The 14841-nt window shown below is 60.8% G+C and carries 12 protein-coding genes and 1 riboswitch; of the genes, 7 read left to right on the top strand and 5 right to left on the bottom strand.

Annotation, left to right across the window (positions count from 1 at the left end; genetic code table 11):
* Positions 1–48: 48 nt before the first annotated feature.
* A complete protein-coding gene (locus ACSEXS_RS17325) occupies positions 49–723 on the bottom strand; it encodes a uracil-DNA glycosylase (RefSeq protein WP_438434504.1) in 675 nt (224 codons plus the stop codon).
* A 457-nt stretch (positions 724–1180) separates the two neighbouring features.
* Positions 1181–1282, top strand: a riboswitch (purine riboswitch).
* Between the two features lie 140 nt (positions 1283–1422).
* Here ACSEXS_RS17325 and ACSEXS_RS17320 point away from each other — a divergent pair.
* Both ACSEXS_RS17320 and ACSEXS_RS17315 read left to right on the top strand, forming a co-directional pair.
* Entirely contained in the window at positions 1423–1995 is a 573-nt protein-coding gene (locus ACSEXS_RS17320; RefSeq protein ID WP_438434503.1) for a xanthine phosphoribosyltransferase, read from the top strand.
* Positions 1996–2233: 238 nt separating this feature from the next.
* Entirely contained in the window at positions 2234–3544 is a 1311-nt protein-coding gene (locus tag ACSEXS_RS17315; protein ID WP_438434502.1) for a nucleobase:cation symporter-2 family protein, read from the top strand.
* A gap of 123 nt (positions 3545–3667) precedes the next feature.
* Here the strand turns inward: ACSEXS_RS17315 and ACSEXS_RS17310 are convergent, their stop codons facing one another.
* Together ACSEXS_RS17310 and ACSEXS_RS17305 are read right to left on the bottom strand one after the other, a co-directional pair.
* On the bottom strand, positions 3668–4354 hold the full coding sequence (locus ACSEXS_RS17310; protein ID WP_438434501.1) for a metal-dependent hydrolase: 687 nt from the start codon (positions 4352–4354) through the stop codon (positions 3668–3670).
* Positions 4355–4549: 195 nt separating this feature from the next.
* Entirely contained in the window at positions 4550–5293 is a 744-nt protein-coding gene (locus tag ACSEXS_RS17305) for a sulfite exporter TauE/SafE family protein (RefSeq protein WP_438434500.1), read from the bottom strand.
* A 438-nt stretch (positions 5294–5731) separates the two neighbouring features.
* On the opposite strand from ACSEXS_RS17305, the gene ACSEXS_RS17300 reads away from it, so the two are divergent.
* The 5 genes from ACSEXS_RS17300 (at position 5732) to ptsP (ending at position 10910) form a co-directional block, all read left to right on the top strand.
* Positions 5732–6592 (top strand): PRD domain-containing protein, encoded by an 861-nt coding sequence (locus ACSEXS_RS17300; protein ID WP_438434499.1) that lies wholly within the window; start codon positions 5732–5734, stop codon positions 6590–6592.
* A 93-nt stretch (positions 6593–6685) separates the two neighbouring features.
* On the top strand, positions 6686–7186 hold the full coding sequence (locus ACSEXS_RS17295; RefSeq protein WP_438434498.1) for a PTS sugar transporter subunit IIA: 501 nt from the start codon (positions 6686–6688) through the stop codon (positions 7184–7186).
* 31 nt (positions 7187–7217) lie between these two features.
* Positions 7218–8732: a PTS transporter subunit EIIC gene (locus ACSEXS_RS17290; RefSeq protein ID WP_438434497.1), complete on the top strand. Its 1515-nt coding sequence runs from the start codon at positions 7218–7220 to the stop codon at positions 8730–8732.
* An 83-nt stretch (positions 8733–8815) separates the two neighbouring features.
* Positions 8816–9091 carry an HPr family phosphocarrier protein gene (locus ACSEXS_RS17285; protein ID WP_438434496.1) on the top strand — a complete coding sequence of 92 codons (276 nt, stop codon included), beginning with the start codon at positions 8816–8818 and terminating at the stop codon, positions 9089–9091.
* A gap of 4 nt (positions 9092–9095) precedes the next feature.
* Entirely contained in the window at positions 9096–10910 is a 1815-nt protein-coding gene (gene ptsP, locus ACSEXS_RS17280) for a phosphoenolpyruvate--protein phosphotransferase (protein WP_438434495.1), read from the top strand.
* Positions 10911–10984: 74 nt separating this feature from the next.
* Here the strand turns inward: ptsP and pflA are convergent, their stop codons facing one another.
* Positions 10985–11845, bottom strand: coding sequence for a pyruvate formate-lyase-activating protein (pflA, locus tag ACSEXS_RS17275; RefSeq protein WP_438434494.1), 861 nt, complete (start codon positions 11843–11845; stop codon positions 10985–10987).
* Positions 11846–11999: 154 nt separating this feature from the next.
* Entirely contained in the window at positions 12000–14264 is a 2265-nt protein-coding gene (gene pflB / locus ACSEXS_RS17270; RefSeq protein WP_438434493.1) for a formate C-acetyltransferase, read from the bottom strand.
* Positions 14265–14841: the final 577 nt, after the last annotated feature.

Genomic DNA, 14841 nt, shown 5'->3' with positions numbered 1-14841 from the left:
CTCCCCCAAGCGAATAGTCGCTTGAAGGAGTATAGGGTAAGCCGCCCCTCACAACCGGGGCAACTGCCAATCGATCGGCTCCTCGCCGTGTTCCTGCAGGAACTGGTTGGTGCGCGAAAAGGGGCGGCTGCCGAAGAAGCCGCGGTGCGCGGACAACGGGCTTGGGTGCGGCGAGCGGATGACGCCGTGGCGGCCCGTGTCGATCATCGGCAGCTTGCTCTGCGCCGGGCTTCCCCAGAGGAGGAAGACCACGGGCCGGTCGAGGGCGTTCACCGTCTGAATCACCTTGTCGGTGAAGATCTCCCAGCCCTTGCCCTTGTGCGAGTTGGCTTTGCCCGCTTCCACGGTCAGCACCGTGTTGAGCAGGAGCACGCCCTGCTTGGCCCAATGGGTGAGGTTGCCGTGGTTCGGAATGAGACAGCCCAGGTCGTCGTGCAGCTCCTGCAGCATATTGCGCAAGGAGGGCGGGACGGGGACGCCCGGCTTCACGGAGAAGCTGAGCCCGTGCGCCTGACCGGGGCCGTGGTACGGGTCCTGCCCGAGGATGACCGCCTTGACTTGATGCAGAGGCGTAGTGTGTAGGGCGTTGAAGATATCGTGCATGTCCGGATAAACCGTATGCGTCCGGTATTCCTGGGCCAGGAACGCGCGCAGCTCGCGGTAGTACGGCTTTTCAAATTCGCCGTTCAGCGGCTCCGCCCAGTCGTTTTGCAAGATGGCCATTCCGATCCTTCCTTTATTCCGTGATTGATTTCTTGAGCCGAGTCGAGCTTCGACACGTTCTTCCTTTTCTCTCATTCTAGCATAGAGGAACCTCCCGCTCCATCCGGAGTCGTCCTACCGTAATTACCCAAGAAGAGGCTGCCAACCCTTTTCCGTTCGGCGTATCCTTCTCCCCCTTCTCCCCCTGCTCTCCCTTCTTTCCCTTCTCACCTTTCCTAGTTCCTTTCCCCTTTCCTGCGCTTCCCAATCCTTTCTCTATGCGTCTCTATTGTCCCCCTGCTTCCCACCCGTTCCCTACGAAAAATCGACAATCTTCGAACAGTTTCTTCCTTTCTCGGAAAAGCCCTTTTCAGAACCGGCCAGCTAAGCTATAATACTCCCATGCCAAGGAAGGTTCGCCGATCGGGCGTTCCTTCGACAGCGAGAACGGCGGCCATTCCGTCCATGAGGCCGGGCCTGCCGAACAATCGAATACGCTCGTATAATAGCGGGAATATGGCCCGCAAGTCTCTACCTGATCACCGGAAATGATCGGACTACGAGTGCCCGCACGCCCGCTTCCACCGACCGCGCCCCCTGGGGAACGGCCGCAACAAGCGGACGCCTTGCCGCGCACCTGTCAGACCGCTTCTCCGACGAAGGAGAGGCGGTCTTTTTGCTGCAACCGGTACAGTCAAAACCAGACACAGGGGGATTCACATGCAATTGCTCATGAACAAAATCGCCGAAGAAGGCATCGTCCTCTCGGATCAGGTGCTCAAGGTGGACGCCTTCTTGAATCACCAGGTCGATCCCGAGCTGATGCTCGCCGTCGGCAAGGAATTCGCCGGCCGCTTCGCGGAAGCCGGCATCACCAAGGTGCTGACGCTGGAATCGTCCGGCATCGCGCCCGCCGTCATGACGGCGCTCACGCTCGGCGTGCCGCTGATCTTTGCCCGCAAGCGGAAATCGCTCACCTTGACCGAGGACATTCTCGTCGAGAAAGTCTATTCCTTCACCAAACAGGAAACCAACGAGGTGACGGTGTCGAAGAAATTCCTCCTGCCCGGGGACCGGGTGCTGGTCATCGACGACTTCCTCGCCCGGGGCGAAGCGGCGACCGGCCTAGCCCGCATTGTGGAAAAGGTTGGAGCGGAGGTAGCCGGGATCGGCATCGTCATCGAGAAGTCGTTCCAGGACGGCGCCCGCAAGCTGGCGGAGGCCGGCTACCGGGTGGAATCGCTCGCCCGCATCGCTTCGCTCGGAGAAGGCCGCGTGACGTTTGCCGAATAACACGCGCCACTGCCCGTAGCCAAAGCCCGGAAACCTGCTATATAGACGGAACAAAAGAAAGCCGGAGAAGAGGAAGATCATGAAGAAGCATAGCGTTCGCCTTTGATCCCGGATTTCCCCTAAAAAATTCATTCCGGAATCGGGGATCAACCGCGATCGGAATGATATTCCATCTGCGCAGGCGCAAAAGTTAGGGTCTCGTCTATATACATTCAATAACTCATAGGAGAGTGCAAGAATGTCCAAGTGGTTCAAACTGTTTTCCCTGGGATTGCAGCATGTCCTCGCCATGTACGCCGGTGCGGTCGTCGTGCCGCTGATCGTCGCCGGAGCCGTCGGCCTGACTCCGCAGCAGACGGCTTACCTGGTCGCCATCGACCTGCTTACCTGCGGCCTGGCTACCCTGCTGCAGGTGTGGAAAAACAAAGTGTTCGGCATTGGCCTGCCGGTCGTGCTCGGCTGTACCTTCACCGCCGTCGGCCCGATGATCTCGATCGGCACCAAGTTCGGCATGGGCGCCATCTACGGCTCAATCATCGTGTCCGGGCTCATCGTATTCCTGCTCGCTCCGCTGTTCGGCAAGATCATCCGCTTCTTCCCTCCGGTCGTCACCGGCTCCGTCGTGACGATCATCGGCATCAGCCTCATTCCGGTTGCCATCACCGACATGGGCGGCGGCGACGCCTCCGCCGAGACCTTCGGCGACCTGGGCAACCTGGCCCTCGCCTTCGGCGTGCTGGTGCTGATCCTGCTGCTGAACCGCTTCGCGACAGGCTTCCTTCGTTCCATCTCCGTGCTGGTCGGCCTCGTCGTCGGCACCTTCGCCGCTTACCTGATGGGCAAAGTCGATTTCAGCTCGGTTCGGGAAGCCTCCGCCTTCCATATCGTCAAACCGTTCTACTTCGGCACGCCGGAATTCCATCCGTCCGCCATCCTCATCATGACCCTCGTCGCCATCGTCAGCGTCGTGGAATCGACCGGCGTCTTCGTGGCCCTGGGCAAGATCTGCGACAAGGAAATCGCCCCCGCCGACCTGACCCGCGGCTATCGCGCCGAAGGGCTCGCCAGCGTTCTCGGCGGCATCTTCAACGCCTTCCCGTACACCACCTTCTCGCAAAACGTCGGCCTCGTGCAGATGACCAAGGTCAAGACGCGCGACGTGATCGTCATGGCCGGCGCCCTGCTCGTGCTGCTCGGTTTCCTGCCGAAGGTAGCCGCGGCTACCACCATCATCCCGAGCCCGGTGCTGGGAGGCGCGATGATCGCCCTGTTCGGCATGGTCATGTCCTCCGGCATCAAGATGCTGAGCGACGTTGACCTCTCCAACCACGAGAACCTGCTGATCATCGCCATTTCCGTCGGTATCGGCATGGGCGTCTCGGTAATGCCGAGCCTGTTCGGCAAGCTGCCGGAGAACCTGCAGGTGCTCGCCGACAGCGGCATCGTTGCCGGCAGCATCACCGCCGTGCTGCTGAACATCCTGTTCAATATGACTCGCCGCAGCAAGAAGGCCGGTACCGCCGCCGAAGCCAGGCAAGAGGTCGCCTGACGGCCGACGGGATTCCTACCCGCGGTTCGGCTTTCCGGCGCCCCGGATATATGACAGAAACGCTGCTGGTCCGAATAGGGCCGGCAGCGTTTTTTTGTCGGAAGGGCCGCGAAGCGGCCGCATTTACAGGTCCAGAGCTTCTCCCGGCGCGAGCACTTTGCCGCGGATGTCCCTTTCCGCCAGCAGCGCGAGAAAGTCCTCCGGATTCTGCCGGATGGGCGGGAACGTGTTGTAATGAATGGGGACGACAATTTTCGCCTTCAGCCATTCCGCCGCGATCGCCGCATCCTCCGGCCCCATCGTATAGTGGTCGCCGATCGGGAGGAAGGCGACGTCAATGTTGTGCTGTTCGCCGATCAGCTTCATGTCGCCGAACAGCGAGGTATCTCCGCAGTGGAGAATCGTCCTCCCTTCCATCTCGATCAGGAACCCTGCCGGAATTCCCATATAAATGGGAAGTCCGTCCGGCCCCGTAACGCTGGAGCTATGGAACGCTTGCACCATCTTGATGTGGGCGAACGGCGTCCGGTAGCGGCCGCCGAGGTTCATGCCCACCGTCGGAGCTCCGCTCTTGCCGAGATATCGGGCAAGCTCCGGCGTCGCCACGATCGGCGCCTCGCAGCGGAGCGAGATCGCGGCGGCATCGCCCACATGATCGGCATGGCCGTGCGTGAGCAGCACGTAGTCCGCTTCAATCTCTTCCGCCCGCGCGACCGCCAAGGGATTGCCCGTCAGGTAGGGGTCCACGATCAGCGAGCGGCCGCCTCCCGTGATCTGAATGCATGCATGTCCGTGAAACCGGATTTCCATATCGACAGCTCCTTTGGATAAGATTCTCTTCTCTTTTTAACCCGAAATCGACAGAGGTTGCAAGTACACGCCCTTCAGGCCGGTAAGACCCCCGCCTGAGCTCCCGGAACGGCCGCCTCCGGGTCCGACAAGTAAAGCAAAATCCAAAAAACCGCCCGGATGGGCGGTTTACGTTCGTTCAGCCAGATAGGAGGACTATTGCAGGAAATCCCAAAGCTGCTTGGCGATCAAAAGCGCGCTCATGCTGAGGAACAGCGGCCGGACGAAGCGGGTTCCCTTCTTGATCGCGAGCTGACTGCCGACAAGTGAGCCAAACACCATCGCCAGCCCCATAGCCAGGCCGATCCGGTAGTCGATCGAACGGAATACCGCGAACATCGACAGGCTGGCGAGGCCGCTGCACAGGTTGAGCACCTTGGCATTCCCGGCCGCTCCGACAAAATCGAAGCCCACCAGCAGGAAAGCAAAGATCAGGAACGAGCCCGTTCCCGGGCCGAAGAAACCGTCGTATCCGCCGAGGACAATCGCCGTTGTCGTCAGGCAGATCGCGCTCTTGCCGGTGAGTCCCGCATACGTCCGCTGGTCGCCCATCTGCTTGCGGGTGAGGGTAAAGACGGTGACGACGAGCAGCATGACGATCATCATCGGCCGAAGAAAGCTGGAGGGAACCCAGTGCAGAATCGTCGTGCCAATCGCTCCGCCGATCGCGGAGAAGAGGCACAAGCGCTTCACCAGGCTTTTGTCCACGCGCCCGGATTTCACGAACGACAGCGTGCTGGTCAGACTGGAGATGGAGGAAGCGAGCTTGTTGGTGCCGAGCACCAGATGCGGCGGAATACCGGTCGCCATCAGCACCGGCAAGGAAATCATCCCGCCGCCGCCTACCACCGAATCGACAAACGCAGCCAAAAAACCTCCGGCCATGATAAACATCAGCATACCTAGCGACAGCCCGTCCATTGTCAGTTAGCCCCCGAGATCGTACGGATGACCGCAGGCATTTCCCGTTCGCGGCCACAAGCGACGTGTAATAGTGAGTCCGATTCCTCTTTAAATGCAACCCCAGCATACACCCGAATAACCTGACATGATGTGATATATGTAACGTTTTGATCATTTTTTTTGATGAATGTGAGAACATTTTTGTATTGAATTTTTCCATCATTTCGTTCGCCCCCGCCGCTTATTGGAAAGATTCCATATTGACGCTCGGACGGATTCCGGCTAAGATATAGCTGTAATTGAAAACGCTTTAAGTTTCGCGGCATGTTACCGTATTCGGGCATGAGCCGTAAAGAATCCGTTTCCTCTATCGGGCGGCATTCTTTGCGGCTTTTCTGTTTGTATTGGGCTATCCTGCGAAAAAGGGGGACGTTCATGAGCGAGGGGATTCGCCTCCGAGTCGAGCGCATCATCGGCAACAATGTGGTTCTGGCGGTTCATCCCCAGACCGGCAAAGAAATGATGGTGATGGGCAAAGGGCTCGGCTATTCGCTGAAGGCGGGCGCGCTGCTGGCGGCGAACGATCCGCGTATCGAAAAAAAGTTCCGGCTGGACGACCAGCAGCAGATGAAGCAGTACCAGCGGCTGACGGAGACCATCCAGCCCGAGATTCAAGAGCTCGCCGACCGGATGATCCGGCTGATCTCGGCCGAGCTCACGCCCAATCTGAACGAGGGCATCCTTACCGCGCTTCCCAGCCACCTGCAATTCGCCGTCTACCGGCTGCAGAACGGGATGGAGATCAACAATCCGTTTCTGCAGGAGACCAAGTCGCTCCTCCCCGATGAATACGAGGTCGCCAAGCAGGCCGCCGCGATGATCGGAGAAGCTTTTCAGGTGGAGGTGCCGGAGGACGAGATCGGGTTCCTGACGTACCACGTCTATTCCGCCGTCAAGCATATTCCCGTCAAGGTGCTGGTGGAATGGTCGAACCTGATCGCGCAGATGGTTCAGCTCGTGGAGCAGGAATGCGGGCTGTCTCTTCCCCGCGACAGCAGCGATTACATGCGGCTGATCTCGCACCTGCGGTTCGCCCTCGACCGGATCAGCCTGAACAAGACGGAGAGAAATCCGTTCATCCGCGGCATCAAAAAGCAGTACAAGACCGAATACGCGCTGGCCCTCAAGCTGGCCGGACTCATGGAGCGGCACCTCCGCACATCCGTCCCCGAAGACGAGGTGGGGTACATCGCAATGCACCTGTACCGGCTCCTTCAGCATTATCCGGCAATCTGAAGGCAGGTCAGCTCCGGTCCTTCGGGAATCGGCAGAACGGAAGCTTGTAAGTGAGGTTGCCCATCACGCTTTGGACAGACAAGGAGGATCCACATGCTGGAAAAATGGCTTGGCAAAAAGACCAAGCAACCGCCGCTCATCGAGATCGCCGCCCCGTTGACAGGGAAGGCCGTATCGCTCGCGGAGGTGCCCGACGAAGCCTTCTCAGGCGGCTTCATGGGAGAGGGAATCGCCATCGAGCCGAGCGAAGGCCTCTTGGTCGCCCCGTTCGACGGAACCGTCGCCCATCTGATCGACACGCATCATGCGGTAATCGTCGAGCACGCAAGCGGCCTGCAGCTTCTGCTGCACATCGGCGTCAATACGGTCGGATTGAAGGGAAGCGGCTTCACCGCCCAAGTGAAGACAGGAGACCGGATTCGATCCGGGCAGCCGCTCATCGAGTTCGATCCGGAAGCCATCCGGCGGGCGGGGTATCCGCTCATTACCCCGGTCGTGGTGGCCAACATGGAGGCGGCGCAGCGGGTCAGCGCCTTTGAAGGCGAGACGGTCCGGAGCGAAACCCGGCTGCTCCAAGTGGCTTTGCAGGTTTGATCCAAGTCCCATATCATGAGGAGGCTGAAAAATGTTAGCGTTTCTCCAGAAAATCGGGAAGTCCCTGATGCTTCCCGTCGCCGCCATGCCGGCGGCCTCGCTGCTCATGCGGTTCGGCAACGTCGACTACGTTAAGGAATTTCATCTGGGCAAGGACGTGGGCGGCTTTCTGAACCAGTACATCGCCCCCTTCCTGGCCGCGGGCGGCGACGCCATCCTGGGCGGCCCGGTGCTTCCCCTCATCTTCGCCGTCGGGGTCGCCATCGGGCTCGCCGGCGACGCGGTGGCCGCGCTGACCGCCGTGATCGCTTACCAGGTGCTGGCCAATGTGTTCCTGAAGATCCCCGTCGCCTTTGCCGATATCGTCGGCAAGGACACCGTGCTCAACGCCGGGGCGCTCGGAGGCATCCTCGTCGGCATCATCTCCGCTTTCTTCTATAACAAGTACCACAACATCAAGCTGCCCGACTGGCTCGGCTTCTTCGGCGGCAAGCGCTTCGTGCCGATCGTCACCTCGTTCTTCATGGTCTTCTTCTCCGTCGGCCTTGGCCTCGTCTGGAGTCCGATCCAGCATGGGCTGGATACGTTCGGCAACTGGGTCATCGGCCTCGGCGCGTTCGGATCGGCCGCCTTCGGGGTCGGCAACCGCCTGCTCCTGCCCTTCGGCCTGCATCACATCTTCAACAACATCGCCTGGTTCCAGATCGGCACCTTCACCGACTCCGCCGGCGAGGTTTGGCGCGGCGACCTGCCCCGCTTCTTCCACGGCGACAAGACGGCAGGCATGTTCATGACCGGCTTCTTCCCGATCATGATGTTCGCCCTTCCGGGTCTCGCGCTCGCCATCATTCATACCGCCAAGCCGGAAAAGAGAAAGATGATCGCCTCCGCCTTCCTGGGCACCGCCCTCGCCTCCTTCCTTACCGGGATCACCGAACCGCTGGAATTCTCCTTCATGTTCATTGCACCGGTCCTGTACGGCGTGCATGCCGTGCTCACCGGCGTAGCTGGGTATATCACCTATATCCTGGATATGAAGCTGGGCTTCGGCTTCTCCGCCGGTCTGATCGACTACCTGATCAATTTCCAAATCTCCTCGAAGCCGCTCTTGCTGATCCCGGTCGGCCTCGCCTACCTGGTTCTGTACTACGTCTTGTTCCGCTTCCTGATCGTGAAGCTGAAGCTGAAGACGCCGGGCCGCGAGGACGACGACTTGCTGGACGAGGACGGACCGGGCACCGGCCGGCAAGCGGCGGCAAGCGCGCTGAAGGAGAAGGCCGCCGCCGTCATGACCGCGCTTGGCGGAGCCGGCAACCTGGCCAGCGTCGATGCCTGCATCACCCGCCTGCGGCTCGTGGTCAAGAATGACAAGGAGATCAACGAGCCCGCGCTGAAGCGGCAAGGAGCGGCCGGCGTCATCCGCCTCGGCCAGGGAAGCGTTCAAGTCATCTTCGGCACGCAATCGGAGGCGCTGAGCGACTCGATCAAGAAGCTCATCGCCGACGGAACTGCCGAGACCGGCAGGCTGAGCGACACGACCCGCTAAGGGAACGTCGGCGCCGCAGCCAAGCTATTCAGAGAAAGGCCGGTACCGGCCGGCCTAATTCCAACTACAGGAGTGGACCTCTCATGCAAAGCGAACATATCATTTTGAACCCGAACGGCATTCACGCCCGCCCTGCCCGCAAGATCGTCACCACCGCTTCGGGTTACGGCTGTTCCGTCTTCCTGGAAAAGGACAGCAAGCGGGTGAACGCCAAGAGCTTGGTCGGGGTGCTCACCTTGGGCGGCAAGCAGGGCGACCGCATTCGCCTCATCGCCGAAGGCGAAGACGCGGAGCAAGCGGCCGCCGAGCTTGGGGCCATTCTGGAAGCCGTCTGGGACGAGAAAGCGGCCGGGGAGTGAGCGCATGTATACGCTATTGAAAGGAATCGCCGCCGCCCCCGGCATCGGCATGGGGAAGGCGGCGGCGAAGGGGCAACGGCCGGAGCAGAGGCAGGCCGACGCTGCGGCCTCGGTCTCCCTTACCCCGCAAGCCGCCGAGGAAGAGCTGCTCCGGTACGGACTGGCAGCCGAAGTCGCCGCCCGTGAGTTGGAGGAGCTCGCGGAGCGGACGCGGGAGAGAATGGGCGCCGAGGAGGCCGAAATCTTCGAGACGCATCTCCTCTTGTTCGGCGACGAGGAGTTCGACGGCGGCATCCGTCGGCGAATCCGCGGGGAACGCAAGCCGGCCGCTCTGGCCGTCGAGGAGACGGCCAGCGAAGTCGCCGCGCTCTTGGAGAGCCTCGACGATGAGTACCTGAGCGGCCGCGCGGCCGACATTCGCGATGTCGCGGCGCGCCTCCTCCGGCATCTGGCCGGAGAGGGCGGCTCCGAAAGCGCGGCGGTCCTGCGCGGCGCAGAGGAACAAGCGGCCGGGAAGGAGTCCGAGCCGGCCGCCGGACCGCCGGTGCTGCTCGCGGCCGACCTCAGCCCGTCCGACACGGCGCAGCTTGACAAGAGCGCCGCCGCCGGATTCGCCACGGCCGCCGGAGGGCGCACCTCGCATTCGGCGATCATGGCCCGCTCGCTCGGCATCCCCGCCGTCGTCGGGTTGGGGCCGGCGCTGCTTGCTGCCATGGCCGACGCCCGTTACGTCATTGTGGACGGCGACGCCGGGGTGCTGCACATCAATCCCGGCGACGCCCTGATTGGGGAATACGAACGCCGACAGCGCGAGGCGGAAGAACGAGCTCGATCTTACGGACGGCTGCTTGCCGAGGAGACGCGCTCGCAGGACGGACGCCGGGTCGAGCTGGCGGCCAACATCGGCAGCGCGCGCGACGCCCGCGCCGCCGCAGCCGCCGGCGCCGAAGGGGTCGGCCTGTTCCGCACCGAGTTTCTCTATATGGACCGGGAGGCGCTTCCCTCCGAGGACGAGCAATTCGCCGCTTACCGGGAGGCGGTCGAGGCTTTTAACGCCAAGCGTCAACCGGTAGTCATTCGCACCCTGGACATCGGCGGGGATAAGAAGCTGCCTTATCTGCCTCTGCCGCAGGAGGAGAATCCCTTCCTCGGCCACCGCGCTATCCGGCTGTGCCTGGACCAAACCGACCTCTTCCGTACGCAGCTGAGGGCGATTCTGCGCGCCAGCGCCTACGGGAACGTTAAGATCCTGTTCCCGATGATCGCCGCCCTGTCCGAATGGCGGCGGGCCAAAGCCTTGCTCGATGCAACGAAGGAAGAGCTTGCCCGCGAAGGCCTCCCGTTCAACGCGGAGACGGAGACCGGCATCATGATCGAGATCCCCGCCGCCGCGCTGATGGCCGACCGGTTTGCAAAGGAAGTGGATTTCTTCAGCATCGGCACCAACGATCTGGTCCAGTACACCTTGGCGGCCGACCGGATGAACGAGCGGCTTGCCTACCTGACCGACCCGTTCTACCCGGCGGTCCTGCGGCTTATCGATCGGGTCATCCGCGCCGCCCGGGCGGAAGGCAAATGGACCGGCATGTGCGGCGAGATGGCCGGTCACCCGCTCGCCCTGCCGATCCTGCTCGGGCTCGGGCTTCAGGAATTCAGTATGTCCGCCCCCTCGATCCTGCCCGCCCGCTCCTGGCTCGCCCGGCTCGACTCGCGCGAATGCGAGGCGCTTGCCGCGGAGGCGCTGGAGCTGGAGGAGCCGGACGAGGTGCGGGCGCTCGTCGAGGCGAGATTCCCTTTCCTCGCTGCCGGCCAGGCCTAAAAAAACGCAGCGCCCGAGGTCCAATGGGACTTCGGGCGCTGCGTTTATTATAAGGAAACAAGCGAGACAACAGCTTACCGGTGCGTCGCCCGGTGGCCTTCAAAGGCCGCGGCGTTGGTGTCGACTTCCGTCTCCGTTTGAACGGCGGGCACGGCCTTGCGGTCGGCTCCGGCGGCAATCGCCGACGGGGCTTGCTTGCCGTTCTTGCCTTCCTCGATGCCCTGCGCGATCAAGCGGTTGGCGCGGTCGACCTCTTCGTCGGTCGGCGAACGGAAGTGGGCGCCGGGGTAAGCCTTGCCCATCTGCTCCCACTTGTAGATGCCCATCGTGTGGTAGGGGAGCAGCTCCAGCTTTTCCACGTTGTTCAGGGTGCCGATGAACCGGCCGAGGTTGAGCAGGTCCTCTTCGTCGTCGTTGACGCCGGGGATGAACACGTGGCGGATCCAGACCTTCTTGCCGATATCCGACAGGTACCGGGCAAAGCGCAGCATCCGGTCGTTCGGCTGGGCGGTCAGGGCGATGTGCTTGTCCCGGTCGATGTGCTTCAGGTCAAGCAGCACCAGATCGGTGACTTCCATCAGCCCGGCCACGTGGTCCGGCTCGCAGAAGCCGTTGGAATCGAGGGTCGTATGCAGATTCCAACGCCGTTTGCACTCGCGGAACAAGGCTTCGACGAAGCCCGCCTGCAGCGTCGGTTCGCCGCCGGTCACAGTGAGGCCGCCCTTGGAGCGGCGGTAGTAGGACAGGTACGGCGCAATTTCGTCGGCGATCTCGTCGACGGTCACGCCCCGGCCCCCTTTCATCTCCCACGTGTCCGGGTTATGGCAGTACTGGCATTGCAGCGCGCAGCCCTGCATGAACAGCACAAAGCGAATGCCGGGGCCATCCACGGTACCGAAGGTTTCCACGGAGTGTATACGTCCTTGCATCGTCATCACGTCTCCTTCCAGGCGGCTTGCGCAAGGGGTGGCGGTTATCGAAAAGCCGGGGCCTCGAAACGGCGGTCCTCCTACAGTCGGCATCCGCGTTTCAGGGGCCCCAGGGCTTGCAGGTTTGTTGGTAGTGGTGCTTCGCTTCAGCCGGACCGGCTTACATCGAGCGGTGGAACGTCCGGTTGATGACGTCGAGCTGTTGTTCGCGGGTCAGCTTGATGAAGTTGACGGCGTAGCCGGATACCCGGATGGTCAGCTGCGGGTAGTTCTCCGGATGATCCATCGCGTCGATCAGTTGTTCGCGGTCGAACACGTTGACGTTCAGGTGGTGGCCATGGCTGGACATGTACCCGTCAAGCAGCGAAGCCAGGTTGTCGATCCGCATGTCGAGGTCCTTGCCGAGCGCCTTCGGAACGATGGAGAAGGTGTTGGAAATACCGTCCATGCTGTGTTCGTACGGGAGCTTGGCGACGGATTCGAGCGAAGCGAGCGCGCCCTTCTTGTCGCGGCCGTGCATCGGGTTGGCACCGGGAGCGAACGGTTCGCCCGCCTTGCGGCCGTCCGGCGTGGTACCGGTCTTCTTGCCGTACACGACGTTCGAGGTGATCGTCAGGACGGACATCGTGTGCATCGCATTGCGGTACGTCGGGTGCTTGCGGATCATGTTCATGAACATTTCCACTAGCTCGACGGCGATCTGGTCGACGCGTTCGTCGTTGTTGCCGTACTGCGGGTATTCGCCTTCGATGCGGAAGTCCACGGCGATGCCCTTCTCGTTGCGGATCGGGTAGACCTTGGCATGCTTGATGGCGGACAGGGAGTCGGCGGCGACGGAGAGGCCGGCGATGCCGGTTGCCATCGTGCGCAGGATGTCCTTGTCGTGCAGAGCGAATTCGATCCGTTCGTAGCTGTATTTGTCATGCATGTAGTGGATGATGTTCAGGGTGTTCACGTACAGACCGGCCAGCCATTCGAGCATTTCCTTGTACTTGGCCATGACTTCTTCGTAGTCCAGCACTTCCGAGGTGATCGGCTGGTAGTGAGGTCCCACTTGGATGCCGAGCTTCTCGTCCACGCCGCCGTTGATCGCGTAAAGCAGCGATTTGGCCAGGTTGGCACGGGCGCCGAAGAACTGCATCTGCTTGCCGATGCGCATCGCGGATACGCAGCAGGCAATGCCGTAGTCGTCGCCGTAGAAGCCGCGCATCAGGTCGTCGTTTTCATACTGGATGGACGACGTCTCGATGGACACCTTCGAGCAGAACTTCTTGAAGGCTTCCGGCAGCTGGGTCGACCAGAGCACCGTCAGGTTCGGTTCCGGAGCCGGGCCCAGGTTATACAGGGTGTGCAGGAAACGGAAGGAGTTCTTCGTAACCCGGGTTTCTCCGTTGAGGGACATGCCGCCGATGGATTCCGTAACCCACGTCGGGTCGCCGCTGAACAGTTCGTTGTAGTCCGGGGTGCGCAGGAACTTGACGATCCGCAGCTTCATGACGAAGTGGTCAACGATTTCCTGGGCTTCCTTCTCGGTGATCGTGCCTTCGTCCAGATCGCGCTGAACGTAGATGTCGAGGAAGGAGGACACGCGGCCGAGGCTCATGGCGGCGCCGTTCTGTTCCTTGATCGCAGCGAGGTAACCGAAGTATACCCACTGGAAGGCTTCCTTCGCCGTGCGGGCCGGCTGGGAGATATCGAAGCCGTGCAGCTTGCCCATCTTCTTCAGCTCGTTCAGGGCGCGGAACTGCTCGGAGATTTCTTCGCGCTGGCGGATGATGTCTTCCGTCATCGTGCCCACTTCGAGCAGAGCGTGTTCGCGCTGCTTGTCGGCCATCAGGCGGTCGACGCCGTACAGAGCGATGCGGCGGTAGTCGCCGATGATGCGGCCGCGGCCGTACGCATCCGGCAGACCGGTGATGACGCCGGCTTTGCGGGCGGCGCGCATTTCCGGAGTGTACGCATCGAATACGCCCTGGTTATGCGTCTTGCGGATGTTCGTGAAGGTATCGATAATTTCCTGCGGCAGTTCGAATCCGTAGGCTTTGCAGGAGTCGATGACCATGCGGATGCCGCCGAACGGCTGAATCGAACGCTTGAAGGGCTCGTCGGTTTGCAGGCCGACGATCTGTTCTTTTTCTTTATCGATATAACCGGGGCCGTGGGAGAGGATCGTGGAAGGACGGTTGACGTCTACGTCGAGCACGCCGCCCGCTTCGCGTTCCTTCTTCGTCAGCTCGGAGATTTCTTTCCAAAGCGCGGTTGTATTCTCAGTCGGGCCTTCCAGGAACTTGTCGTCGCCGTAGTAAGGAGCGATGTTCAGGCTGATAAAGTCGTTCACATCGATGTGGTTCATCCACTTCCCTTTCAGGAAGCTCCTCCAAGGCTCTTTGCCCGTTTGCATGACGTCTTTTTCTTGAATCGACATGATCTTGCACCTCCAAAAAGATTTCCTGCTGGCGCAGGCGGAACCGGGACTGCTGAAGCATCTTGCGTAAAAAACAACCAAGGCGGAGGAAGGCGAGCAAAGCACGGGATCATCCGTCTTAGGGTTCCATCATAAGGGGTTGCGGTTCTGTCAAGAAGTGTCGCAGTCGGCGTCCGCCGCTTATCATGCGGTCTCTCCGGCGGCCTCTCCCCGGCTTGGCGGCCTGTTTTATAATTGCCGCTTCGTGTTTCATTTGTTTTCCCCTTGCTGATCTATGCTTTCATTCTAAAACTTTGTGCAAATAATCACAGTGACTTTCGTCACCTTTTTCACAAAAAAATCGAGCCCTTTCCGCCGGCCGCAAAAGCCCTTTTCTTCCGTGCTTATCACATATTCTCCCCGTTGCAGCTGTATAATCTCTCCTATATTTACCCCTTCGGCGACCACTTGATACCCGTTGATTATGATAAATATCTCTTTTTTTAAAGCGATCCGAAAAAAACCTGTTCGATAAGTTTGACTTCGTGTTTCACCCTCTATTTTATCCCCAATGGCATCTGCTGTTACCTTCGCGGCC

It is taken from the genome of Gorillibacterium terrae (assembly GCF_051594785.1).
Taxonomy (GTDB): Bacteria; Bacillota; Bacilli; order Paenibacillales; family NBRC-103111; genus Gorillibacterium.
The sequence above is the reverse complement of the archived record's forward strand: the minus strand, read 5'-3'. Positions and strand labels throughout refer to the sequence as shown.